This is a genomic window from Mesorhizobium sp. USDA 3734, from assembly GCF_056279665.1.
The window spans coordinates 5391569-5416431 of sequence record NZ_JBWCCW010000001.1; the positions used below are offsets into that span (position 1 = coordinate 5391569).

The 24863-nt window shown below is 59.6% G+C and carries 19 protein-coding genes and 1 pseudogene; 5 read left to right on the top strand and 15 right to left on the bottom strand.

Annotation, left to right across the window (positions count from 1 at the left end; all coding sequences use genetic code 11):
• Window positions 1-67 precede the first annotated feature (67 nt).
• From ACZ89F_RS25945 to ACZ89F_RS25970, 6 genes are all read right to left on the bottom strand, one after another.
• The gene (locus ACZ89F_RS25945; RefSeq protein WP_476094835.1) at window positions 68-1081 is read right to left on the bottom strand and encodes a 1-aminocyclopropane-1-carboxylate deaminase; all 1014 of its coding nucleotides are present in this window, start codon (window positions 1079-1081) and stop codon (window positions 68-70) included.
• 470 nt (window positions 1082-1551) lie between these two features.
• Window positions 1552-1665, bottom strand: coding sequence for an exopolysaccharide production repressor protein (locus ACZ89F_RS25950; RefSeq protein WP_476097388.1), 114 nt, complete (start codon window positions 1663-1665; stop codon window positions 1552-1554).
• An 83-nt stretch (window positions 1666-1748) separates the two neighbouring features.
• Entirely contained in the window at window positions 1749-2066 is a 318-nt protein-coding gene (gene fdxB, locus ACZ89F_RS25955; protein ID WP_476094837.1) for a ferredoxin III, nif-specific, read from the bottom strand.
• Window positions 2063-2266, bottom strand: coding sequence for a CCE_0567 family metalloprotein (locus ACZ89F_RS25960; protein ID WP_476094839.1), 204 nt, complete (start codon window positions 2264-2266; stop codon window positions 2063-2065). Before ACZ89F_RS25960 ends, fdxB begins: the two co-directional genes overlap by 4 nt.
• Entirely contained in the window at window positions 2250-2741 is a 492-nt protein-coding gene (locus tag ACZ89F_RS25965; RefSeq protein ID WP_476094841.1) for a DUF269 domain-containing protein, read from the bottom strand. Before ACZ89F_RS25965 ends, ACZ89F_RS25960 begins: the two co-directional genes overlap by 17 nt.
• A 338-nt stretch (window positions 2742-3079) precedes the next feature.
• Window positions 3080-4216, bottom strand: a complete 1137-nt coding sequence (locus tag ACZ89F_RS25970; protein WP_476094843.1) for a TlpA disulfide reductase family protein — start codon at window positions 4214-4216, stop codon at window positions 3080-3082.
• A gap of 1243 nt (window positions 4217-5459) precedes the next feature.
• On the opposite strand from ACZ89F_RS25970, the pseudogene ACZ89F_RS25975 reads away from it, so the two are divergent.
• From ACZ89F_RS25975 to pyrE, 3 genes and pseudogenes are all read left to right on the top strand, one after another.
• Window positions 5460-6200: pseudogene (locus ACZ89F_RS25975) on the top strand (acetoacetate decarboxylase); the annotation flags it as partial.
• A gap of 269 nt (window positions 6201-6469) precedes the next feature.
• Entirely contained in the window at window positions 6470-6631 is a 162-nt protein-coding gene (locus ACZ89F_RS25980) for a hypothetical protein (protein ID WP_476094845.1), read from the top strand.
• A gap of 625 nt (window positions 6632-7256) precedes the next feature.
• Complete coding sequence (gene pyrE / locus ACZ89F_RS25985) at window positions 7257-7853, top strand: orotate phosphoribosyltransferase (protein WP_476094847.1); 597 nt, start codon at window positions 7257-7259, stop codon at window positions 7851-7853.
• Window positions 7854-9052: 1199 nt separating this feature from the next.
• On the opposite strand, the gene ACZ89F_RS25990 is transcribed toward pyrE, so the two are convergent.
• The 9 genes from ACZ89F_RS25990 to nifH all read right to left on the bottom strand — a co-directional run bounded on the left by ACZ89F_RS25990 (window position 9053) and on the right by nifH (window position 18919).
• Window positions 9053-9937: a universal stress protein gene (locus ACZ89F_RS25990; protein ID WP_476094848.1), complete on the bottom strand. Its 885-nt coding sequence runs from the start codon at window positions 9935-9937 to the stop codon at window positions 9053-9055.
• A gap of 100 nt (window positions 9938-10037) precedes the next feature.
• Entirely contained in the window at window positions 10038-10856 is an 819-nt protein-coding gene (locus ACZ89F_RS25995; protein WP_476094850.1) for a response regulator transcription factor, read from the bottom strand.
• On the bottom strand, window positions 10849-11328 hold the full coding sequence (locus ACZ89F_RS26000) for a NifX-associated nitrogen fixation protein (protein ID WP_476094852.1): 480 nt from the start codon (window positions 11326-11328) through the stop codon (window positions 10849-10851). The genes ACZ89F_RS25995 and ACZ89F_RS26000 overlap by 8 nt, the downstream gene beginning before the upstream one ends.
• Before the next feature lie 14 nt (window positions 11329-11342).
• Window positions 11343-11840, bottom strand: coding sequence for a nitrogen fixation protein NifX (nifX, locus tag ACZ89F_RS26005; protein ID WP_476094854.1), 498 nt, complete (start codon window positions 11838-11840; stop codon window positions 11343-11345).
• Window positions 11806-13188 (bottom strand): nitrogenase iron-molybdenum cofactor biosynthesis protein NifN, encoded by a 1383-nt coding sequence (gene nifN, locus ACZ89F_RS26010; protein WP_476094856.1) that lies wholly within the window; start codon window positions 13186-13188, stop codon window positions 11806-11808. The genes nifX and nifN overlap by 35 nt, the downstream gene beginning before the upstream one ends.
• Window positions 13185-14687, bottom strand: a complete 1503-nt coding sequence (gene nifE, locus ACZ89F_RS26015) for a nitrogenase iron-molybdenum cofactor biosynthesis protein NifE (RefSeq protein ID WP_476094857.1) — start codon at window positions 14685-14687, stop codon at window positions 13185-13187. The genes nifN and nifE overlap by 4 nt, the downstream gene beginning before the upstream one ends.
• A gap of 63 nt (window positions 14688-14750) precedes the next feature.
• Complete coding sequence (nifK, locus tag ACZ89F_RS26020; protein WP_476094859.1) at window positions 14751-16292, bottom strand: nitrogenase molybdenum-iron protein subunit beta; 1542 nt, start codon at window positions 16290-16292, stop codon at window positions 14751-14753.
• Between the two features lie 134 nt (window positions 16293-16426).
• Window positions 16427-17932 (bottom strand): nitrogenase molybdenum-iron protein alpha chain, encoded by a 1506-nt coding sequence (gene nifD, locus ACZ89F_RS26025; protein WP_476094861.1) that lies wholly within the window; start codon window positions 17930-17932, stop codon window positions 16427-16429.
• A gap of 93 nt (window positions 17933-18025) precedes the next feature.
• Complete coding sequence (gene nifH, locus ACZ89F_RS26030; protein ID WP_476097389.1) at window positions 18026-18919, bottom strand: nitrogenase iron protein; 894 nt, start codon at window positions 18917-18919, stop codon at window positions 18026-18028.
• A 635-nt stretch (window positions 18920-19554) separates the two neighbouring features.
• On the opposite strand from nifH, the gene ACZ89F_RS26035 reads away from it, so the two are divergent.
• Both ACZ89F_RS26035 and ACZ89F_RS26040 read left to right on the top strand, forming a co-directional pair.
• Entirely contained in the window at window positions 19555-20787 is a 1233-nt protein-coding gene (locus ACZ89F_RS26035; protein WP_476097390.1) for an MFS transporter, read from the top strand.
• Between the two features lie 1178 nt (window positions 20788-21965).
• Entirely contained in the window at window positions 21966-24218 is a 2253-nt protein-coding gene (locus ACZ89F_RS26040; protein WP_476097391.1) for a hypothetical protein, read from the top strand.
• Window positions 24219-24863 lie beyond the last annotated feature (645 nt).

Here is a 24863-nt window from a genome sequence, read left to right on the forward strand (position 1 = left end):
GCTCAGCGCTGACCGAGGTTATGCACGTCCGGTACGGCAGGACGGCGGAATCGTGGTCTGCCGAACGTCAGCCGTTGCGAAAGGTGTAGCCGTACCCGTTGATCGCCGGCGCGCCGCCGAGATGTGCGTAGAGGACCCTCGATCCCTGCGGAAAGAAGCCCCTCTGGACGAGATCGATCATCCCTTGCATCGATTTGCCCTCGTAAACGGGATCGGTAATCATGCCCTCGAGCCGCGCGCACAGACGGATTGCCTCTTTGGTTTCCTCCGATGGGACGCCATAACGCGGGTACGCGTAGTCCTCGAGCAATACCACGTCTTCCTCGACAAGTTCCGTTCCGAGCTCGACGAGCAGCGCTGTCTGTTGGGCAATACCAAGCACCTGAGCCTTGGTCTTTGCGGGAGTGGCAGAAGCATCGATACCGATCACGTTGCGCTGTCGACCGTCCTGGGCGAACCCGACGATCATGCCGGCATGCGTTGAACCTGTCACCGTGCAAACAACGATGTAGTCGAAGACGAACCCAAGCTGTTTCTCCTGGGCGCGCACCTCCTCGGCGAACCCGACATAGCCGAGACCGCCATTCGGGTGAACAGACGCCCCCGCTGGTATCGCATAAGGCCTGCCTCCCCTTGCCTTGACCTCATAAAGCGCTTTTTCCCAACTATGGCGGGTGCCGATGTCAAAGCCCTCGTCGACCAGGCGCACCTCTGCGCCCAAGATGCGGCTCAGAAGAATGTTGCCGACCCGGTCATAGACAACATCTGCATGTGGGACCCAGCTCTCCTGAACCAGGAGACATTTCATGCCGATCTTGGCGGCGACTGCTGCGACCATCCGAGTGTGGTTGGACTGCACGCCGCCGACGGTGACGAGCGTATCGGCATCTGACGCGATCGCATCGGGGATGATGTATTCGAGCTTGCGCAGCTTGTTTCCGCCAAACGCGAGACCGGAGTTGCAGTCCTCGCGTTTGGCGTAGATTTCCACCTTGTCGCCCAGATGCTGGCCGAGGCGGTCGAGCCTCTCGATGGGCGTGGGCCCAAAGGTGAGCGGATAGCGTTCGAATTTTTCCAGCATGCTTTCTCCAGCAAGAGGTGATTGGGCTGAACCAGCTACGAACCGGTGAGCCCAAGGGCTTATTGCTTGAAGCCAGCCCCATTTCGAGACGAGTGCAGAACAGGTTCATCGTTGTTCCAGCGCCGAGCTCGTCATTGCGATGAAGCAGCCCCGCATCCGGCGTGCTGCGATGACTTATGTGCCCAGTCGACCAACACCTGCATCTCCTGGCGTAAGAACAAACCGAATGCGGTCGCGGCCGACTAACAAACACAGTTTCCCTATACGGTCAGCTCAGTGATCAGGGCGATCCAAAGTGATGTCGACTGAGCACTTCTCTGGCGACCGCGCCCCAAAGCAACAGCGCTATGCTGGGCAGCTGGGACACAGCTGAAATTTGATTCCGCAGCTGATCAGAGTCAGGCGACTGATATCGAGCTTCCTTGAAACCATCGACATGATGGCCCCTGTGGCGAGCTGTGAAAGCGCGGCTAGACCGCCATCGAAAAGAGCACGCTGCCGAAATAGCCGACCTGAAGCAGCAGCGAACATGCCAGCGTCGTGACGACTGCCAGACGGATCGAATCCGCAGCGAAGTAAACAATCTACAGATTGCTGCACAGGACCAGCCCCAGGAGTCGACAAAAGGATATGAAGTGCAACGCGTTCTCCTGGTTTGTCCGCCAGATCATGCTGCGAGCTCGTCGGCCGCGACATGCGTCTGGCAGTTCTTTGGGCAGACTCGGCCGCAGGCTCCGCAGCCGATGCAGCGGCCGGCATCATCGACAACCATGATCATGCGATTGAGCTCGCCGTCGAAATCGTCGTCATCGTCATCGCAGGGGCCGAGGATTTCACCCGCGTCATCGACGCCGTGAAGATGCATGACATCGCGCGAGCAGACTTTGAAACAACGGCCGCAGCCGATGCAGATCTTGCGGTCGATGAAGGTCAGGTACGACGGCATCCAAATGGAGCCGTCACGAGTGGTGAACGTGCGCCTCATCGTACATTCTTCATTGTAGCGAGCTCTCGCTTGGCAGCATCCAACTCGGCATGAAGGGCGTGGGTTTTCTCGGCAACTTCTTGTATCTCGGTCCACTTGACCGGAAGATCCTCGACAAGGTCATGCAATGCCATCTTAGGAATAGCTGGACGCAACTGAAGCTTTCGGACTTTCTTCCTCATCTTATCTAGGTCTGACATAGATCCTCCTCGAACAATGCTTTTCTTTACGCGCGCTATCTCGGGCTAGGCTTCGAGTAGCTGCAGTTGCATCGTCGACCAGTTTCGTACCGGCCTCAGCGAGTTTGCGGAAGGTCTCGAAGCCGAACCGGTGGACGTCTCGACAAACCGACCAACCTCCCGAAGCCCCCACGGGTTTCATTCCAATTATTGGCGACGTCGACACGCCGGAGCGCTCCTCGATCGCAAGCGCCACGGCGGTGTAAAACATGTCGAGCCTCCACAGCGCGTCCGGATCGTGATCGCCGATGACCGGGGTCGCACGTCGCTGTTCCTTGGTGATGATGAATTCGGCCAGCAGCTCGGCGTCCGAATTGCCTTCCCATAACCCGAAGGAATCCTGAGTACGGATCAGCCGCAGGAGGCATTTGACGAACGGGCGAGCAAGGGCCTCGTCGTCCTTGTTGACAGCAGGGCCAACCGGGGCATGAGGCATTTCGTTTTTCCTCAAGTTTCAGTCTCGTCTTCTTCAGAGGACGATTTCTTGCCTACTTTGGGCCCACTTGCGTGGCCGACGAATGGCTTGGGCGGGCCGGTCGCAATAGTATCCCGTGGCCGACCTCGACATTGCCACGCGTGCGAGACCTTCCACCGTGGCACGAATTCACGGCGAACATCACCTGCGCCGCGATCCGACCGGACGTCAACGCAATTGAAATCCAACCTGCCGCAAGCCGTCCGCCCTTGCTGCACGACATAGTTGCTAGAAACGGGCCACGACTGGGCGGATCGGCCAGTGTTCAATTCCAATTGTCATCCCCTGCGCGACCTTGCTCAGGAATTGACTGCGTTTTGAGTTTCGGATGCCTTGTTTTGCGGAGCCACACAAAGATCCGCGTGACAGGCAGGCTCACCCGTGTAGTTGGCCAGTGCTTGGAGCAATGGGGTAAGGTAGTGCTGTTTGCGGTCCGATATTGGCCCCAGATGGTCCAGCGATTTGATTGCCACCTCGATCAACTCGATCGCGCGATCTTTGTTGCCGCTCTCGTAATAATACTGAGCAACCGGGAGGTACCGGCGGTATTTAGACGGGCCATCGCCTTGTGGGGGATTTAGTGTCAGTATCTGTTCCGAGAGCTCGTTGCCCATCGCAAAGCGCTCAGCGCGCGGAAGATGGGAATTGTCCATCGAGGGATCGAAGAGTTGGTTCAGGGCCATCCAAGACACGGCCTCGGACGTTTTGTCGATCGCGTCCTCGACTAATTTTCGCATGAGCGGCATGCCGGTCTGCATGTCGCGCAGCTTGTGAAGCAGTAAATCCGCATGAGTCAGCCGGAAATCGTAAGAGTCTGGCATCAAGGCGAGGCCTTCTTCGATGGCCAAGAGTGCCGCCGTCCAATCCTCGGCCTGCATCGCCGGCCGAAGTTTGGCGTATATTGACCGTTCGCGCGCTCTACTTTGGTTATTCGCGATTCGCTTTGCATCGGCGGCTTTCGCTTCATAGCTGCTGCGCCAGCTGCCGTTGAGGACTTTCGGCAAAACGACATCGAGATGCGCCGCGTGGCCGATAAAAGCGATGTGGCCGTCGCGGTCGACCACGAACGGGGCGGGAATCCCGAGTGAAGAACTGGGTTCCATCCACAGTCGCTTCATTTCACCTGTGTGATCGAACGCGATTCGATAATTCAGATTCGAGAACTTCTCGGTCAGCCAGGTATCCAACCTGGTCCGCGCCTCGTCTGCGGTTGGGCCCTGTTCGAAAGCGGCAACTCCGACGACCTCAAATCCGCTGTCTTCATATTTCTCTTGCAGTTCAATTAAATGGGGCATGGCCGTTACACATGGTCCGCACCAAGTCGCCCAAAATTCAACGAGGTAAACCTTGCCGGTTTGAAAGTTCGTGAGGGGCTCGCCACGCAGCCAGTTCTCCACTTTGATCGGAGGAGCCGGGGACCCCATACGCAGTTCCATGTTCGTATCCAAAGTTATCTCACCTTTTCGTGGCTTTTGTCGCGAGTTGGTTTCTCTGTCAGAATCGGAACACACGAGGCACGAGGCCATCGCTCCTCTTGCGCGTCGCTGCGATCGGCCCTCTCACAGTGTTGCCTCCCATCAAGCTGCAACGGACGTGCCAATTCCCTCAGCTCCGGTAAGCGGCGGGGAATGCTTTGAAAATTCTCCACGAGCCCAAATACGGCCGATTGTCGTGAACCCGACATGTCTTCTGCCGCTGTCGGGTTTCGAGCCAGCCGCCATAAGAAGGTACGATTGGGTCGGATAGGCATTCTGCCAGCAAATGAGGTCCGCTGTATTTCTCGCGATGGATGACAGGCGTTGTCGGGTGATCGGGCACTATGCAAGGCGCGCCACGCTGACCAGCGCCTCGGACCGCACCGGTAAAGACGGCCAGGGTAACAGGACGGATATCGCAAGTTCCCTTGAAATGTCTCGTCCCCCTGCGGCGGAGCGCGTCCAGCGTGAACGCTCACCTTCCGGGCCTGGCAGCGCCGAATGGGTACGCACGACGTCAACCTGCCTCTGGGCCCAGAGCCCCCTTGCCCCAGCCGCATGGCCGCGGCTGGTCGAGAATTTCTGGTCGTCGAGCTGGTAGAACTCTTTCACATGATGGCGAATGCGCGGCGTCCAGTGGGACAACACCTGGGCATAAAGAGCGTTAATTCCCGGGCCGACGGTGGTGAAGCATAGCGCCCGGTCGGAGCTATTTGCCTGAGGGGCGGAGATCCTCTTGCGCACGAACGAGACGTCCTCCCAATCGGCAAGCGGTCCCGTTCGGCGCTATCCGATTTCCGACAACGTCGGATACATAACGTAGCTGAGCAAGATCTATTGCTTTGCCTCGAACGATTTCTCATTTGGCATGGCGCATGCGCGTTGATCCGCAAAACCCCGTCATGAGGAGAAAATCGGAGCTGGCGCCACTCCACTTCCTCCTACCACGAGGGCAGACGGGAAGCAGCGCCTTCAAAAGAGGAACAAAATCACTTTACCTCGAATCTTGCCTTCAGAGCCATGGAACCGCGTCCGCGACCATCGCCAATGAGTGCGCCCCAAGGCAATTGCCCAGCGCAAAATGGTCTACGCGCGATCACGCCATGCATCCCTTACGAGGCTAACGAAGGCACCTCGGAGAGCCTCGCCGCCATCATGCAGACCGATCTAAGCCCACTTGATCCAGCACAAAGGCAGTTCAAACATGCACCAAGATACCGTCCGTGGGAGAGCTTTCGCCATGCCCCTGACCAGCCCGGCCTACCCGGCCGGCCCATATCGCTTCCGCAACCGGGAGTATCTGATCATCACATATCGCACCGATCCGCAGAAACTGCGCGACCTTGTGCCGGAGCCGCTTCAGGTGTGCGAGCCTCTGGTCAAATTCGAGTTCATTCGCATGCCGGACTCGACGGGCTTCGGCGACTACACGGAAGGCGGACAGGTCATCCCTGTCTCCTTCTGTGGCCGCAGGGGGAGCTACACCCACTGCATGTTTCTCGACGACCATCCGCCGATAGCGGGCGGACGCGAGCTTTGGGGCTTTCCCAAGAAGCTCGCTAGCCCGACGCTCCGAACGGAGACGGATACCCTTGTTGGCACGCTGGACTACGGGCCGGTCCGTGTCGCGACGGGTACCATGGGCTACAAGCACCGAGCCGCCGACCTCGCGAGCGTGAAGGCCTCGCTCGCTGAACCGAACTTCCTCCTCAAAATCATCCCGCATGTCGACGGCACGCCGCGCATCTGTGAGCTCGTGGAATATCATCTGGAGGAAATCAATCTGCAGGGCGCCTGGACCGGCCCGGCAGCACTGAACCTTTGGTCACACGCGTTGGCCCCAGTCGCCGAGCTGCCGGTGCTGGAAGTCGTTTCGGCCGTACACCTCGTCGCAGATCTCACGCTCGCGCTCGGGAACGTCGTCCATGACTATCTCGCGGAAGCCGAGCCTCGCCATCGGAAAGGAAGAAACCATGAACTTTACAATGATATCTCATTGAACCAGCGCGACGGGGAGCCGGTGGCCGGCTTCTTGACAAGGTGGCGCTGATCACCGGAGCCGCGAGCGGGGTCGGCAAGGATAGCGCGGTTCGCCGGCGAGGGAGCAAGAGTGGTCCGCGCATCTTGATCACAGCGAAGTCCAACAACGGCGTCCGGGATCGATCGATTGACAAAAGATGGTTGCCGGAGTGAGGGGCAGTTGGAAAGCGGCTGATGCAGACGATCGAAACCTTCGGGCGCCTCGATGTCCTGGTCAGCAACGCCAGCGTCCAGAACGTAGCGCCGTATGTCGAGTTCTGCCACCAGGCACTTCCCGCCCGTGATAGGCTGCATGTCACGGTGTCGGCGAACTCAATGCCACCAAAATCAGTGTAAGGCTTGCCTAGAGGCAGACGCTCGCCCCTGTCGCCGATATCGCGTAAAGACTCGGCCGGCAGGGGAGGTGGACTACGACCTACCTTGGACTTTGCTGCTGGTTTTTACCGCGTCGTCAGACGAAGCGAGCCGAAATGTTGCGCCGCGGTGCTGATGAACGAAATTCCCGGCGGCTCGAACTTTACCTCGCCTTTACGAGGAGGTTGCACGAAAAGCGCGGCCTTGCCCACTCGTCATCACAAGAGCGACACGGGCCGACATGGCGGCCGAAACGCTCACCTCATGGGTAACCTGGTTAAGAAGCTGGCGCAAAACGGGGCCGAGCGAGGCGGAACTCGAGGGGACGAGGATGAAACGCCCAAATCCTCAAAGAGACGGCCCGCGTCGAGAAAACCCGTGCCTGGCCGAGATCGGGCAAGGCCCGGTAGCCAAGGCTACCCAGCCGTAGCGAAGCCCGTGATCACGCTTTAGGCACCCAATAACAATAATTATAAAATCTGCGCGAAACGGTCGCACCGGTATTGACATTAATTGACACACCCCGCGAACACTTGCATAAGCCACATAGCGGTAGTGACTAGATGCATGCCGCACCCAATTTTTCCCTAGGGGCGAGGTCTGATCTATGGCGGCACTGGCGAAATTCAGACCAGTTGATTCCGGCCAACACGACAAGGACGAACTCCGCGAGATTGTCCGTGAGCGCTCTTTTCGTTTCGGACGCTACACGCTCTCGTCGGGCATAGAGAGCGACATCTATTTCAACATGAAGCCTACCATGATGGTGGCGCGAGGCGCGCAACTTGCCGCTCTTGAGTTCCTAAAAATAGCTGAGCAAGTGAAAGCAGAGTACGTCGGCGGCCTTGAAATGGGAGCGGTCCCCGTAATCGGATCGATGGCGGCTGTCAGCTCGGTGATGAACAAACCCATAAACACGATCTTCGTTCGCAAGGCTCCAAAGTCCCATGGCACAAAGGACGTGATTGAAGGTCTTGGGCCTAAAGAAGATCTCGAGGGAAAAGTGGTCCTGATCGTTGACGACGTTGCCACAAGCGGCAATTCGATATTGAAGGCGATTGAAGAGGTTCGCCGCGTCGGCGGCATTGTGGGTGACGCTGCTTGCCTCGTGGACCGTGACGAGGGAGCTACGGCGCTGCTAGCCCAACATGGCGTCACGCTGCACTCCGTACTGCTTGCGAGCGAATTTGTGGAACGCCACTGACAATCTCATACAACGTCTTTCCGGCGACCTATCCTTAGAGGACATTCCGCCGCTTTGCAGCGAGTGCAGGCGCCTCGCGAGTAAGAGCGATTGCCCTTGCCCATCCTCCCTGCTTTTGGTGCAACATATGCTCGCTGCTGTTCACCAGCGGCTTGACGCCATTGACTACCTCTCAGAGCAAGGCGCCATAAGACTGAAGGCTTTTACCGATTATCTGGCGGCCGTCGTTCGAACAGCTTCAGAGAGCCGCGACGCGGCACCCTGGATTGATCTAGCAACCCGGTTTAACGCTCTTTTCGGTCCCGACGAGGTTGCCCATTAATCTCGCGCTTATCGCTTTTTCGTGGAACGAGCAGCCTCGTCGGCAGTGCGTCATCGATCGCTAGCGGCGTGCCGACGCATATGCGAGCGTAAAAGCGCCGAGCAGCCGCTGCTGAATCTCGGACGTGACGACGCCGATTGGCGCGATGCGCATTGGCACGGGGCCCTCGTGCCCAAGCATGGGTGCGTTCCCATTCCGCGGCATCATGCTCGCGATCCCGTCTGTGCCGAGCTCAAGCAAGCGAGCCCGAGCGAACCGCCCGGGTTGCGGATTTAGACAATCGTTGGTGGAGTTGGCTGGCGAATTGGCTCGTTCGGCCTTCGGTTGGAAGACCGGCTTGAGGCGGGCCACCGAAACGGAATTGGGCGAAGACACGCTGGAGTATGCCTTCCCTGGGTCGCGTCCCTGCACGCGCTGTAGCGCAGCGTTAGCGAAGCCGCTCGCGAGCGCGCCCTCGATAGCGCTGAGCGGGCGAGCGGCTTCGGGGCGGGCGCAGAGGCTGGGTAGACTGGGCCGGACTCACCTCACCCGGTCCAGCCACGACATGCATCGCCAAAGGCAAGGACCCTCCCCGCTGACCGCGGGCTCAGCCATGGCCGCTAAGGCCGCTGCACTCTTTGCGAGTGAACGTAAGGTCTTGTCGAGCGTAGGGGAAAGGCACGCCCGCAGAATAATACGATGTGCCGCTGGGTCCGAGCACTTGTTCGGTCAAGATGCTCTCGGCTAAGGCTCCCGCCCTCGCCGCAAAAAGGCGGACATCATTCCGCGGATGCCACCGCCCATGATCAATAGTCGAACATTCATATCCCGCTGCCCATTTCTTCGACTTGGAGATCACCGTGGATCGTTGAACAGCATCTTTGCGGCTTGGAACCAGTCAGCGAGCCAAAAACAGCGGCAATGTCGGTTTCTCAACCATCCATCTCGTCACACCGCCAAAGAGCCGCTCACGCAGCCGACGGCTGCCATAACCGCCCATGACTATCATGTCGGCAGAAATGTCGATTGCGTGCTGCGCAAGCACCGTGGCCGCCGGTTTGCCGGCACTTGGCAGTAGGTCAACCGACACCCGAGCACCATGCCGGGTGAGATAAGCAGCGATGTCGGCTCCAGGCTCCGCCCCGTTCCCGTTGTGGTTCGCCTTCGGATCGACCAGGGCAACACGAACTTCCTCAGCAGCGCATAAGAGACCCAGCGCTTCCCGAACCGCACGGCACGCCTCAAGTCGTGAATCCCAACCGACCAAGACGCGCCGTGGCCACAGGGTCGCCTTAGCGCCGTTCGGCACAATAAGCACCGGTTTTCCCGTATCGAATAAGCTGCCGTTGATGACGACAGGTCCGACAATACTGTCGTTGAGAAGTGCGGGGCCGACAATTGTCAGGTCGGCGCAGAGCGCCCGCTGTCGCACCACCTCACCCACGCTGGTCAAATCGCAATAATCCGTATCGACGTCATAGGAAAGGCACATGGCCCTCAGCAGTTTCTGGATGTCCTTGGAGCGTCTTTCCAGTCTGAGCACGTCCTGTGTAAATCTGTCTTGCCGAAACCGATTGTTGAATGTGGCCATTGCCGGTCCACGTCCCGTAGGCCACTCGGGGACACCATCTCCGATCGGCGGATATGACATAACGAGCATCAGAGCCGGTATGATCCGTACGGAAAGATGCGCGCCGACTTCGGCACACAAGCGGGCAGCAGTTCTGATGTCCTGATCGGAATGGTCGGCGTCTGTCACGCAGAGTACGGTTTTAAAACCCATTTGCCTGCTTCTTCCTGAGTAATCGTTTAGGGGCGCTTCAAGCCGCAAGACCGGCCCAAAGCGCGACGGAAAGGGAGTGGCGCCACATCCGGCACTTGATTCAGTCCTCCGGCTTCTCGAGCGAGTAGCCGGCCGACCTGACGGTGTGTATGAAGCTGTCGGGCGAAGCCGTTTTCAGGGCTTTTCTGATCCGGCTGATATGGACATCGACCGTGCGTGCACCGACATGGATGTTGGCCGGCCAGGCCGCTCCGATAAGCTCGTCCCGGCTAAAGACCTTCCCGGGAGCTTCAATCAGAAGCCGCAGCACGTTGAACTCGATCGGTCCGAGATGGATGTCGTGCCCATTGCCGCGAACCCGGTGGGCATCCAACTTGATTTCGAGGCCGCCACAGGTGAGCCAGCCGCCGTTTGCAAGACCATTTGCACCCCGCTTCGTCAGCGCCAGCCTCTCCCGTAGACAGTCGAGAAGCTTGGCCGGGGCGATCGGCCGCACAAAGCTCTCGTCAATGCCAGCCTTCAGGAGATCGAGGTGCTGGTTCTCGGCGCCGGGCGCGATCAGGGCAACAATGGGCAGGTCGGCCGTCCGCGGCTCCTCCTTGAGGCGGGCGCAGATTGTGGCTCCCGTCGCGCTTGCTGGCACGCAGTCCAGCACGACGGCGTGGAACTCCCGTTGTTCGGCCAATACAAATGCTTCCTCCGCGCAGCCTGCCAACTCACTCGCGAAGCCGTCCGCCTCCAGAATGTGGCTATAATTCAGATAGAACTCCGCATCGTCCGAACAGATCAGCACCAGTGGCTTCATCGGTGCTACTCGAAGAGCTTCATCCGCCTGGATGGCGTCGGCTGCGACGGCTGGCCACCGCGGCTGCTCAAGATTGTCATGGCCCCTTTGCTCGAAACCTGCTTCATCACGCACGCGCCACCTCGGGATAGGTCTCGATGGTGGCGATTGCGTCGCCGACCAGTTTCGTGCCGGCCTGAGCAAGCTTCCGGAACGTCTCGAAGCCGAACCGGTGGACGTCGCGCAGCGTCTTCGACAGAGCTACCAACCGCCCCGCCGTGAAAAGCACGCGCCCAAAGCCTTCATGGCTCAGCTCCATGATCGGCGATGCCATCAGGCCGCAGCGCTCCTCGATCGCAAGCCCAACCGCGGTGTAAAACATATCAAGCCTCCACAGCACGTCCGGATCGGGATCGCCGATGATCGGGATTGCACGGCGCTGTTCCTTAGTGATGATGAAGGCGGCCAGCAGCTCGGGGTCCGCTTTGCCTTCCCACGCCCCGTAGGAATCCTGAGCACGGATTAGCCGCACGAGGCATTTGAGGAACGGGCTGGCAAGCGCCACCTCGTCCTCGGCGACAGCAGGGCTAACCACAGGGTCGGACATTTCGCCTCCTCATTTCAGTCGTCGTCCTCAAAGGACGGTTTCTTCTCCGCGATGCCTGCCTCAGCCAGCACCTTTCGCAGCCAGGGGGGAGGACAGGCCCTTAGCTTCATCTGCGTGCGCAACAGCACCTCTTGGATACTCTCAGGCTGCTGAACCTTGATCGGATGGATTTTTGCCGAAACAAGCTTGGCTGCCGAAGGTCCGCCGATTGCCAGACAAAACAGGAGATGGCAGCCCTTCAGCGCTTCCACCTTCGGTGTGATACGGTCATCGCCCTCGGTCCGATGTTGTCCGCTTTCGTCGGAGACGTCGTCGAACGCCACGGCTTCCACGAGGTTCCACTCCTCGCGCGTCACATCGTAGATAACAAAGCGCTTGGCCGACCCGAAATGCGCATTGATCTCCTTCATGTCTTGTGTTGCGATTGCCACGCGCAAGGCGCCTGCTTGTCTTTCACGCATTGGACCTTGGCCCTCGTCAGTAACGAGTGAGAGGCGACGAACGGGGCCCATCTTGCGTTTCTCGCTTCCGGAATGGATCAACTTCTTGAGGCGTTGGCGCGAGCCGGTTGGCCTGGAAGATGTTCGCAACTTCGAAAACCAAATCGCGGGTTCCCTGATAGAGGATGGTGAGCTTGTGCTGGCGGCCGAGCCGATCGAAGAGCGGGAAGCCGATGCGCATGAGCGGAATGCCAAGGCGTTGCGACGCCTGCGCTCCATGTGAATGGGTGACCAGAAGATCAGTGCCGGCGGCAAGCGTTTCCAGATCGCCGAGATCGCCGATCTGAACCGACTCCGTCGGTACCTTTTCCAGAATTTTCGACATATCGGTCGTGGTGACCGCCGCAGCGATTTGGGAGCCCATGCCCGCGAAGAAGGTGGCGAATTGATAGAGTTGGTCTGGTTCAGCAGCGATAGCAATTCTCTTGCCTCCGAAATGGAAATGTCCGTCGAGCAACGCATCCTGCAATTGCGCCCGCCGACGGCGCACGCTGGCCGGCACAGACTCGCCAGAAATCGCGGACAGCAGGGAAACGAACTGATCGGCGCCCTTCAATCCGGTCAGCGTCTCGAAGAGCGCGTAAGGGACGCCGGTCACCTTGTGCAGAACCTCGGCCGGGCGGCGCATATGCTCGCCGATGGCGATGCAGTGCTCGACCGCGCCGAGCTCGCGGATATCCTCGACGCTCGTGCCGCCATAGGTGGTCGGGACCCAGTGGTCTGGTACAGTGCCGTCAAGCGAGCCCGAGACGTCCGGCAAAATCACCGGCTGCAGCCCAAAGCTTTCAACCATCTCGCGCAAATGCTCGATGTCAGCCACGGTGAGATTCCAGCCGGGCAGGATCGCGATCTTCTTTGACTGGCGCGGCCGCTCGCCCGGTCGCGTAATGCCTTCGATCATCGCGGTGACAGCCTTGGCCCAGCCCTCTTCGAGGGCGCCGCTGAAATCCGGCGTGTTGGCCAGCACGATCTCCGTACCCGCGAGTTCTTCCGCCCGTTTCAGCCTGATGTCGGCAATGTCGCCTGCGCAATCTTCGCCACGGGTTTCCACCAGGGCCGTCGTGCAGACCCCGATCAGCTTTGGGTTCGTGCGAGTCTTGAGGTTGAGGATCGCCTCTTCCAGATTGTCTGACCCGCCGAGGATGGTTGTCACTTCATCCATCGCGGTGGTCTGTAGGGGAATCGCTTCCTTGAAATGTCGCACGAAGAGCACAAGCGCGAAGCTGGTGCAGCCCTGGGCGCCGTGAAACAGCGGCACGGCGCCATCGATCCCGAGAAAGGCCAAGGCGGCACCGAGCGGCTGTGACGATTTCAGCGGATTGATCGAAGCTGATTTGGCCTGGGAAAGGACGCGGGTCATCGGATTTCCTCAACACTCGCCGAAATCGTCGGCGTCGTGCCGGCGAATTCCTGGACAGCGTGCATCGTCCAGGTCGCGTTCTTCATGCTCGGCAGTTCATCCTTCGGATCAGGCCGGCAATCCCACTGCGCCCGCGTCCGCACCTGGGACCAGATCGGGTTGTGAATGGCGAGGTCGATTTGGTGTACAAGTTCCACCATGCCGTCATAACCGGCGTAAGGGTGCTGGCGCTCCTGGTTGATGTCGAGCCAGGGCGTCCTGGCCTTGAGCGCCACGAATTGCGTGCGCCCGCCCGACAGCATGATATCGGCCTTGCCTCCTGAGAGCATGGCGTAAAGGTCACGCGCTGCCATCTGCTCGAACATGTGGTTGTCGTCCTTGAAGATCTGTTTGATCCGCACCTTGTCTTCGACCGTGGATTTCTTGACCGAGGTGCCCACGATCTCCATGCCGATCTCCATCAGCGCATGGGCGACCGACCAGGACTTCACACCACCCGTGTTGAGCAGTACACGCTTGCCTTGGAGCCGCGGCCGGTAGGCTTCGAGCTTCTTCCATGCAACCGCCTCCTGCTCGGCGATCAGCGTCTCCGTGCGGCCGAGGATCTCCGCATCGGCGCCCTTCCTAACCAGCAGCTCAGCAATGCTTCGGAGTGCTTCCGACGTGTCGGAGATGCCGTAGAAGGAGCCCTCGAAGAAAGGGATGTCCCAGCGCTCGTCCATCTTGCGGGCTAGATTGATGAGGGCCGTCGAGCACACCACCATAGCCGCCCGGGCGCGGTGCGCGGAAGCAACGTCGAGATAGCGCGCGTCGCCCGGAATGCAGGCACGCACCCGGATCCCGAGCCGATCAAGGAGCGGCTTTATCAGCCAGAATTCGCCGGAAAGGTTGAATTCACCAAGGATGTTGATGTCGTACGGCCCGGCGTCGTCGGGTTCCACCGTGCCGATGACATGATCGAGCAACGCCTCGGCGGCGAGCTTGTTGCCGAGGTTCTTGGAGCCGGCCAAGCCCGGCGCATTGATCGGCACCACCGCCAGGCCGAATTTTTCGGCGGCGCGTTTGCAGACGGCCTCGATATCGTCGCCGATGAGCGCCGTCACGCAGGTCGAATAGACAAAGATCGCCGGCGGCGCATAGGTCTCCTTGATTTGGCGGATAGCCTTGAAGAGCTTCCGCTCGCCCTGCCCCATCACCACATCGAGTTCAGTAAGGTCGGTCGTGAAGCTTGTGCGCCACAAGGTTGGCCCAGACGAAGCTGCACCGCGGTTGTCCCAGGAATTGCCCTCGCAGGCGAGCGGCGCATGGACCAGGTGCGCAACGTCAGTGATCGGCTGCAGGACGATCTTGGCCCCGTCAAAGGCGCAACCGCCCGCTGCCGCTCCCGGCGTCAGCGGCATGGCGCAGCCTTCCTTGCGGGCCTTGGCGTCCTTGCCACGGTTCTTGTCGCAGGCAGGCTCGTCGAAAACGTCCTGGATCTTGGCACTGAGCGAGGTCATTGCGTCAGTCTCCAAAGTCCACTCGGGCAATGAACAGCCTGGGCGAAAAGCCGGCCGGGTCTTCTAGCGGGTGAGGTCATAGGAATAGTCCGTCACGCCCGTCTGGCTCGTTTCGCGATCGAGCTTGTCGAAGATCTTGTCGAGGATCGTCGTCAGCACGCGTAACCCGCCCTGGTAGCCCATGAGCGCAAAGCGATGGTGGTGGTGCCGGTCGAAAATCGGAAACGTCAGCCGGATCAGCGGGGTGCCGGTGTCGCGCTCCAGATACTTGCCATAGGAATTGCCGATCAGCAGGTCCACTGGCTCGGTGAAGAGCAGCGACCGCATCGCCCAAAGGTCCTTGCCCGCCCAGACCTGAGCGTCCTTGCCGAAAGGCGAGGATGCAAGCAGTTCCTTCAACTCGGCTTCCCACGCCGAACTGCCGTTGGTGGCGAGGCAATGTGTCGGCTCGCCGCCGGTTTCCATCACGAAGCGGGCCATGGCGTACACGAAGTCCGGGTCGCCGTAGATCGCGTATTTCTTGCCGTGCAACCAGGACTGGCTGTCCGCCATGGCATCAATCAGTCGGCCGCGCTCCAGGCGGATTGCCTCGGGGATTTCCTTCCCGGAAAGCGCCGAGACCTTCATCAGGAATTCGTCAGTCGCCTGGATGCCGAGCGGGTAATGGAACGAAGCCGTGGCCTGCCCGACTTGCCCGCAGTAGTCCAGCGTTTTTCGGGTGTTGTAGTACTGCAGTGAAAGCGTCGCCTCGGCGTTAAGTGCCCCCTTCACATCTTCGATCTTCGTGCCGCCGTCATACATTCGGTATTCCCCGTCTGACGGCGTGTCGAACTGGTCAGACGCGTCCTGGATGAAGGTGTAGGACACGCCCATCACATCGAGCAGGCGTTTGAGTTCCCGGTTGTTGCCAACGCAGAAGCCGTCGAAGCCCGGAATGACGTTGATGGTTCCCTTGGCTTCCGTGCGCTGCTGGCCTTTCCAGAAGTGCTCCAGAATGCCCTTGAGCATGCCGTCATAGCCATCGACATGGCTACCGACGAAGGCCGGCGTGTGGGCAAAGGGCACGTCAAAATCGCGCGGGACCGAATTTTCGTCCTTGGCGTTCTCGATAAAGCTGTGCAGGTCGTCGCCGATGACTTCCGCCATACAAGTCGTCGAGACTGCGATCATCTTCGGGTCGTAAAGTTGGTAGGTGTTGGCGAGCCCGTCGACCAGGTTCTTCAGGCCGCCGAATACTGCCGCGTCCTCGGTCATCGAGGAGGAAACCGCCGAAGCAGGCTCCTTGAAATGGCGAGACAGGTGCGAGCGGTAGTAGGCTACGCAGCCCTGGCTGCCGTGGACGAAGGACATGGTCCGCTCGAAGCCCGCGGCCGCGAACACCGCGCCGAGCGGCTGGCAGGCCTTGGCGGGATTTATCACAAGCGCTTCTCGGGCGAGGTTCTTTTCGCGGTATTCCCAGGTCTTGGTGAATTCGCCTTGATCGGTAACGATCTGATCCGGGTGCGGACATTCGAAATTCAGCTTCTTCTCGGCTAGCATCTGCCTGTATTCCGGCTCGCGGAACAGGGGAGCGTGGTCGAGAATCTTTTCGGCCGACTGCGGCATTGGTGTTACCTCTTTTACATCTGGCCGCGCCATACGGCAGCTCAGGTACGTCGAGACGGTTGCGGTTTCCCGAGGCTCACAAGCCGCGGGGGTTCATCGTCTCTCTGGGGGAGACTAGGCCAGGGACAGGGCGTCTATTCGGCAGCTACCGCCCGCCCATGGGACGGGCTTTCTGTTTTCCAGGGGGCCTGGTAGAGGCCCCAGACCGGATTGTTGATGGCAAGATCCACGTCGCGCGCGAAAATGGCGAAGCCGTCATAGCCGTGATAAGGGCCCGAATAGTCCCAGGAGTGCATCTGACGGAACGGGATGCCCATCTTCTGCACGGGGTATTTTTCCTTGATGCCAGAGCCAACGAGGTTGGGCCGAACTCCCTCGATGAACTTCTCCAACTCGTATCCGGTAACGTCGTCGTAGATCAGCGTGCCGTTCTTTACGTAATGGCCCGTGCGCTGATAGTCGTCGTTGTGAGCGAACTCGTAGCCGGTGCCGACGATGACCATGCCGAGATCCTCGTAAGCTGTGATGACGTGCCGGGGACGCAGGCCGCCGACGTAGAGCATGACGGTATTGCCTTCGAGGCGCGGCCGGTACTTTGATATGACGGCGTCAACAAGCGGTCTGTACTTGGCGATGACCTTCTCGGCTTTCTCCTCGATTTCCGGCCCGAAATGCTTGGCGATGTTGCGCAGGGAAGCTTCGATCTGGGACGGTCCGAAGAAATTGTACTCCATCCAGGCGACGCCGTACTTTTCCTCCATATGCCGGCAGATGTAGTTCATCGACCGGTAGCAGTGGATGAGATTGAGCTTGGCCTTTGGTGCGCGCTCAATCTCGGCGAGTGTGGCGTCGCCAGACCAGTTGCCGACGACGCGCAATCCTATCTCCTCGAGCAGGATGCGCGAGGCCCAGGCGTCGCCGCCAATATTGTAGTCGCCGATCACGTTGACGTCGTAAGCACCGGCCTCGAACTCGACGTCCTTCTTGTCGAAGACCCAATCGCGGATCGAGTCATTGGCGATGTGGTGGCCGAGTGATTGCGAGACGCCGCGGAAACCTTCGCAGCGCACCGGCACGATGGTTTTTTCGTACTCCTTGGCCTTCTTACGGGAAACTGCCTCGGTGTCATCGCCGATGAGACCGATCGGGCATTCGGACTGCACGGTCATCCCGTTGTTCAGCGGAAATAGCACCTCGATCTCATCGATGATCTGTTCCAGTTTCTTGTCACCGCCGAAGACAATGTCTTTCTCCTGGAAATCGGAGGTGAACTGCATCGTCCCGAACGTGTCGATGCCCGTTGTTCCGACGTAGTAGTTGCGGCGCTGCGACCAGGAATATTGGCCGCAACCGACGGGGCCGTGCGAGATATGGACCATATCCTTGACCGGACCCCAGACCACGCCCTTTGAGCCGGCATAAGCGCAGCCGCGTATGGTCATCACACCGGGAATGGACTTGATGTTCGATTTGACGTCGCATTCGGAAAGGGCCTCACTTTCCCCGCCAGCCTCATCCCCGCTCCTTGCGATGCTGAGGTGTTTTTTGCGGCGCTTGGCCGCTTTGTCGGGATATTGCGATAGCACCTCCTGTATGAGCTTCGCATGGAGAGCACCATCATTCTCGTATTCCAGGCTCATGGGACCCCTTTCAAGGTGTCTGGTGACGCCTCACCGACGAGGCGCCGTTCTTTGCAGGGCGCGCCACCTCGAGGAGGCGCCCAATATCGGTCGTTACTGGGCGGCCGTCTTCGCAGCTTCCTTGGCCTGAAGCTCGGCAAGCATCTGCTCGTCGGTTTTCATGATGCCGAAATCGAGCAGCATGTCCTCGAGCTCCTCCATGGTGATCGGGGTCGGGATGGTACCCTGGCCAGAATTGGCATGGATCTTCTCGGCCAGCGCGCGGTATTCCCCGGCCTGCTTGGAGTCGGGCGCATATTGGATCACTGACATCTTTCTGAGTTCGGCGTGCTGGACGATGTTGTCGCGTGGCACGAAGTGGATGAGCTTGGAATTGAGCCTGGAAGCAAGTGCTTCGGCCAGGTCAAGCTCACGGTCGGTCTGACGCTCGTTGCAGATCAGTCCGCCGAGCCGCACGCCGCCCGAATGGGCATATTTCAGGATGCCCTTGGCGATATTATTGGCGGCATAGAGCGCCATCATCTCCCCGGACATGACGATGTAGATTTCCTGCGCCTTGCCCTCGCGGATCGGCATCGCGAAACCGCCGCAAACCACGTCCCCGAGCACGTCGTAGGAGACATAGTCGACATCGTCGTAGGCGCCGTTCTCCTCGAGGAAATTGATTGAGGTGATGACGCCGCGGCCGGCGCAGCCCACACCCGGCTCCGGGCCGCCGGACTCCACGCACTTGATGCCTCTGTAGCCTACCTTGAGCACGTCCTGCAGCTCGAGGTCTTCCACCGAACCTTCCTGTGCCGCGAGATGCAGGACAGTATCCTGAGCCTTCGAGTTCAGGATCAGGCGGGTGGAGTCGGCTTTGGGGTCGCACCCTACTATGAGGATTCGCTGGCCGAGGTCGACAAGGGCGGCGAGCGTATTTTGGGAGGTGGTGGACTTGCCGATGCCGCCCTTGCCGTAAAAGGCGATCTGACGCAGACCTGACATTATAGGTTTCCTTCCTTCGTTCCATCGGTCGCGGCTGCCCGCGACATGAATGTCGATGGGCAGCTCTTGCCACCTCACACCGAAGGGTCTCAAGACTCGTGCCAACTTTCCCGATGGATAGCCAAAATGGAATTTTTCCTTTTTGGTTCAGCTAGTTAGCTTGTGCTCTAACAAGTGCTCGCTGCGAGATAGATTATTGTTGGAACAAGCCGTGTAGCGGACCCGACAATGTCCGACACAAAGCGTCGGCTTCGAGCCGCTACCGAAGAAGTTGGCCTTTCGAGTCAGAGTCGATTTTTTGGCTGTATACAGGCGGCGGGCATAGCGACTGGCGTGCGTCGTTCCCGCCGCGGGACATCAGACGTCCGTGCGAGGTAGCTGCTTTGCGCATGGCTGGTTCGAGACGGACCGGCGAAGTCGGCCTGGAACAGCCTGACAGGATGCCTTCCGACGATGACATCCTCGTCCGGCTCGGAGAAACCGGCACCGATATTGCAGCCCGCACTATCAGAACATGTCGGGAGCGATCAACATTCCCGTCGTGCAACGGCGCCGGCAACGGCGCGCTTCTGGCTTTAATTCGGGTCAACGCAGCCACCCATGTTGCAGCGCACGCAAAACTGACGAGCATATTCATGACCGAATCCGCGACGGGCCTTACGGAGGCTGTTCTGCATGGCCCAGAAAAACCGGATCAACGGTCTCGTCCCGCATGGGGTGCGGTCATTTCGCTTGCCTTGGGCACCTTCGGGCTTGTGACCGCAGAGTGTCTGCCTATCGGCGTGCTGACGTCGCTCGAGCATGGTCTCCGTATCTCAGAGGGTGCAGCTGGACAGATGATGACAGCGACGGCGATTGCTGCGGCGATCTCGGCGCCAACGATGGCCATCATCACAAAGCGCCTGGACCGCAGGATCGTCCTGTGGGCGATGATGCTGCTTCAGATCCTGTCCAACGTTCTGGTGGGAGTCGCGTGGGCGGGAGTCGCGCCGTCGTCGCAGATTTTTCTGGCGGCACGCGTCGTGCTCGGCATTGCGCTAGGAGGCTTCTGGTCGATTTCGGCATCGCTGCCGATACGGCTCGTTCCAGATCACCTTCTGCCGCGCGCCATGTCAATCATCCTCGCCGGCGTTTCGGTCGCTCTCGTTTGCGCGCCTTCAATGGGCGCCTATGTCGACGACATGTGGGGATGGGGAGCGCCCTTCATGATCACCGCGGTCATTAATGCCGTTACACTGCTGGTGCAACTCGTAACGATACCGGCGCTGCCTCCGGTTGAAATGGCTGAATTCCGAAGTCTGTTGGATGTGGCCAAAAAGCCGGCCATCAAGGTCCCACTTTTGGTCGTACTGCTGGTCGGTTCTGGGCACTTCGCCAGCTTCACCTATATCCGGGGCTTCCTCGAGAAGAGTTCCGCGCTCGATCACCATGCGATCTGGCTACTGTTGCTCGTTTCTGGCATAAGCGGCTTCTTTGGCAATTTAGCCGGCGCATTTCTGGCCAAATACAGTCTCAAGGCAGTCGCGGCCCTGCCATCCCTGCTCATGGCGATAGCCGCTATCTCGTTGCTAATGCCTGGAGCATCGACCTTTGCCTTGGCGATTGCGGTTTCAGTATGGGGCTTTGCCTTCGGTGCGGTGCCGGTCGGATTACAGACGTGGATGGTGCAGCGTGCCGTTCCCGAGCAGGCCGAAAGCGCCGGTGTGCTAATGACCTCAACGTTCCAGGTAGCCATCGCAGCCGGCGCGTTTTTCGGTGGACTACTGGTGGATCATGCCGACCTCCCCAGTGTCTTTGTCTACACCGCGATAGCCACATTGCTCGCGGCCCTCACAGTGTTCCTATTCGGCCCGAAACGCACAACCTAACCTCCTGACGGAAAGAAGCTGAGAGGCAATCGCACCAGCCGCGCGACGCGATCCTGCCCACGATTTTTTTCGGTCCAGGCCTTCGTCTCGCCTAGGATAGGCCGCCTGGATCGCGGTACTGCCTCTTCCAGGTCGGCTCTTCAACGGGCATGGACCGGCGCCGGTGCCTTGCCGGCCTTCACCGTCCGAGACTACAGGGAGCGATCAGCGGTCGGCCGGGCGGAGTTGGTCAGGTTGCGCAGCCCGGCCGAGCGCGGTGCGCGTTTGCCAGCTGATGGGTGACGACGCGCGGTTATTGAAGCGATTTGGAACCCGCCACGAGAAAAGCCGGGCCGGCACTAGGTCGACGGTTGCGCCCGCCATCATCGTGCGCACAGTCGAGAGGGCGGCATTCCCGACAGCACGCCGGCATGATCTGAAAGTTAATTCCGATCCGCGATGAACTGCGCGAGTGCCGTAGGCGACCGAATTCGACGGCCCTGAGAGCAAAAGCGCACGCAGTATATGCATCGCGCCGCCGGAACCAGCTTACAGCGCGTCAGCTCGCCGTCAGCTCCTTCGAGTAGCCCTCTTCGAGAGCGATCTAACAAACTTAAAATCATATTGAAAGACTTCCGCCAAAAGAAGGGAACGAATGCCATGTACGGTCGGAAAAGTGGCTCATCCGAAAGCTCCAACCAAGCTAACAGCTCGGTACGGTCAAAGGGCAGCGACGGCTTTGGCAAGCACTTGCGCACGTGGCGCCGCCTGATCTCAATGCGAGTTCGGCTTCAGCGCCGGCACCCCCGTACTCGCTAGTTTCGCGGCATCCATCGTGGGAGATCGACGGGTCGTCGCGTGTTTTGCATTGGCTTCAGACTGGACCGGCGCGGAAGGGTCGATCCGGGCTGGCCATGGGGATTGACGAAAACATGCCACTGGTTCTCAGACGTTATGCCACCTGTCATCTGGGCGATAGCACTTACCCGCCAAAGCCCTGATGCACTACGGCTGAGACATTAGTCCCAATCCATAGACAACGCGTTCTCGCCTATATCGGAGATGAAAAAATGACGGGCATTGGCCGATCTGGAAAATCGCGCATTGGAGATGCTGGAGCCGGATCGAGCAGTTCGCGCTCGCAATCAAGTCTTGCCTCCGGGGAAGGCAGCCAAGCCTTCGGTTCCGTCCTGGAGCGGATGCGCTCTGAGCCAGGTAAAGGTTCACCCCCGGCTGGCGCTGCGAGCGGTGCCCATGATGACCTTGGCGGCAGATCTTCGGGCCCTTCCGTTCGCCCACATCCAATCCCCGCGGCTGCGCCACGTGCAGCCGCCGGGCCACGTGCAGCCCGTTCGCGGCAGCGCAGTGTTCCTTCAACGTCGGATGGTGAAGCCCTGGCGCCGGTCGCCAGCCAGCCGTCAACTTCGGGTGTGGCAGTCCACACTTCCTCGTCAGGCGAAGAGATCAACGAGGTAAGGCGACAAATGCGCTCGCTGATTCACGAAATCCAAGTTCTCGAGGAGAAGAGCCTGCATAGCGGAACACCGCTGGAGGGCATCCGAGACGAGCTCGATCAGCTCGCTAATGCGGGCGCAGAACTTCTGCAATGCTACGCGAGCCTGCCCCCGCATGTGGCGCACCGCACTCTGTCCGACGCTGATGTGCGCCAGTACCGCGCCGACGTGCTTCATCGGGCGGACAGTGCCAACGATGTGGCCCAAACGATCTTCGATAAGGCGGAAAAGGACCGGAAGCGGGTGGAGGACATTCTCCACAACTTGGTCAAATCCAATGCCACCCTCGACCAGCTGAGCCGATCTGCTCCGAGTGCGACGAAGTATCACGTGGCCCGCACGGAGCATTGGGACAAGAAAGTACAGCGCTACGAGTTGATGCGGTCCGTCTGCGCCGCGACGGCCAACTTGCCAAGCTCGACAGCCGAGATGCGGCAGGAAGAAGAGGCCACGCTGCGGCTGCACTCCGGCTGGGTTGCCAATTCAAAGGTAATGCAGCTGCAGTCGCGGATCGCTCTCGCACAGGTCAGCATGGCCCCGCAGGCGATCATGTTCGAAGCACCCGTCAGGCAAATCCTCGTCGGTGAGGACGGGCAAACGCGCCTGATGGGTAACTTTATCGGCGACGTTTTTCCGGCATTCCTCTCGACGAGCGGGGCTGTACTGCACGAGAGAGGGCGCCCGCTCGACCCAGAGCACTGCGCCGTCCTGGAAGGAGTTGTGGAGCGGCTTGCGGAATTTGCGTCGGCCTCGCACGCCGTGGTAGCCAGGTTGAGGGATTACCAAGCAGGTGCCGGCCTCCCATTGGAACTGTTGAGCCGGATCGTGGACGACGCCTGGATCACTGCGGACGAGGTCATCCACCTTCTCGAACTGCAGCCGAAGCCGCCAGCCACTGCACTGCCGGCCGTCGCTGGCGCTGCGATACCCGCCGAAAATGCCGGCAAGACTACAGTGGGCGAAACCACTACTGCGTCCGGAAAAAAGGGAAAACGAAAGAGCAAGCGAACCGTTGGCGCCAGTAGTTCGGCCGCGGGGGGGCCTGAACCGCAGGTCGCTGCGGCCGTCAGCGACCCTGCGCCAGAAGCCAAGGTTCTCGTGCGCTCGGAGCTAGGCACGAAGAAACTCGTGAGTCCAAAGGAGGCGCAGAACAGCGCGTCGTCCGTGGCAGCACGCTTGGCGGTCTTGCAAATAACGACGGGGGAGGACACCAAGTCACTAATCGCACGGTCGAAGGAACTTTTGAAGTTCGATCTGGCTGCTCAGCAAAGTTTGGTCTCGCGAGCGCACCACATGAAACCCGAGGACGCCGAATACACCGTCGGCGCCGCGGTCCAGCGCCTGCAAACGCAGGCTGAAGGGATGGAGGCCTGCCTCTCAGCGTTGGAGGCCTCTCTTCGCTCCAAGCTGCACGAGGGAAAAACGGCCGAAGTGCACCGACAAACAGGTCAGCTCAAGGTCAGGTTGTCCGAAGTGCGGGGATTGGCAAAAGCTTGGGACGAACAAAAGCCAGCTATGACTATAGATTGCATGAAGAGCTATTCATTTCCCTCGCAGAACTATCTTGAGCACTTGCGGACGGCCGGGGAGTTGACGCGTGCGGATCGCCCGTGCGCGTTGTCACCAGAGCCGAGCAATCTGTTCGAGATCAGGCTGCAGCCCAACGCGCTGCGCAACCGTACGATGCCGAGTCCAATGTGGGTGCACATCCATACTACACGACCGGTTTATGCGCAGCAGTTGGCAACGCTGGACACCACCGAGTTCGCCGCTTGCCACGTCAAATCCAATGAACAGCGCGGCCATAATCGGCAGTGGCAGGACGCCCGGGCTAGGGAGGGTTACGACAACGTCGTAATCCACCGCGGCAAGCTCACCCCTGCGTTCTGCAAGTCCTTGTTGACCGACCGGGCCGATATGCGAAATGGGCCGGCATAACCTCGGCATTTTGTGGACAACCAACCAGCTTGGTAGACACAGGCGCGATCTGGGAGGAGCCCTGGCGGGGCGGCAGTGGCCTGGATCAGGTGTGGCTGGTTCTCGCGGTGGCGAACATCGAGCATCGAGCATGCTCCTCGCGGGGTTCTCCGGGCCCTGCCAGACACCCTGCCGACCCGACAGGACGCCTGCATCACCCGAAAGTTTTTCCGATCAGCGATGTTCTGGGCGAGTGCTGAAGACCGAGAAATTCGACGGACCCTGAGAGACAAAGCGCATGCAGAATGCGCGTTGCCCCCGGAGGAACTTACCGCGTTTCAGCTCACTGTCAGCTCGTTCGAGAATCTATCCTCGAGAGCGACCTAACCAGGTCAAACTCTCGAAAGACTACCGCCAAAAGAAGGGAACGAATGCCATGTATGGTCGGAACAGTGGCTCATCCGCAAGCTCCAGCCAAGCTAATGACCCGGTACGGTCAAAGGACAGCGACGGCTTTGGCGAGTACTTCCGCACATGGCGCCACCTGATCTCATGCGAGTTCGTCTTCAGCCCCGGCACCCCCGTACTGGCTAATTTCACGGCCTACTATCGTGGAGATCGACAGGTCTTCGTTCAGTCGCAAAGCGAGAGACTTTTGCGGCGAAT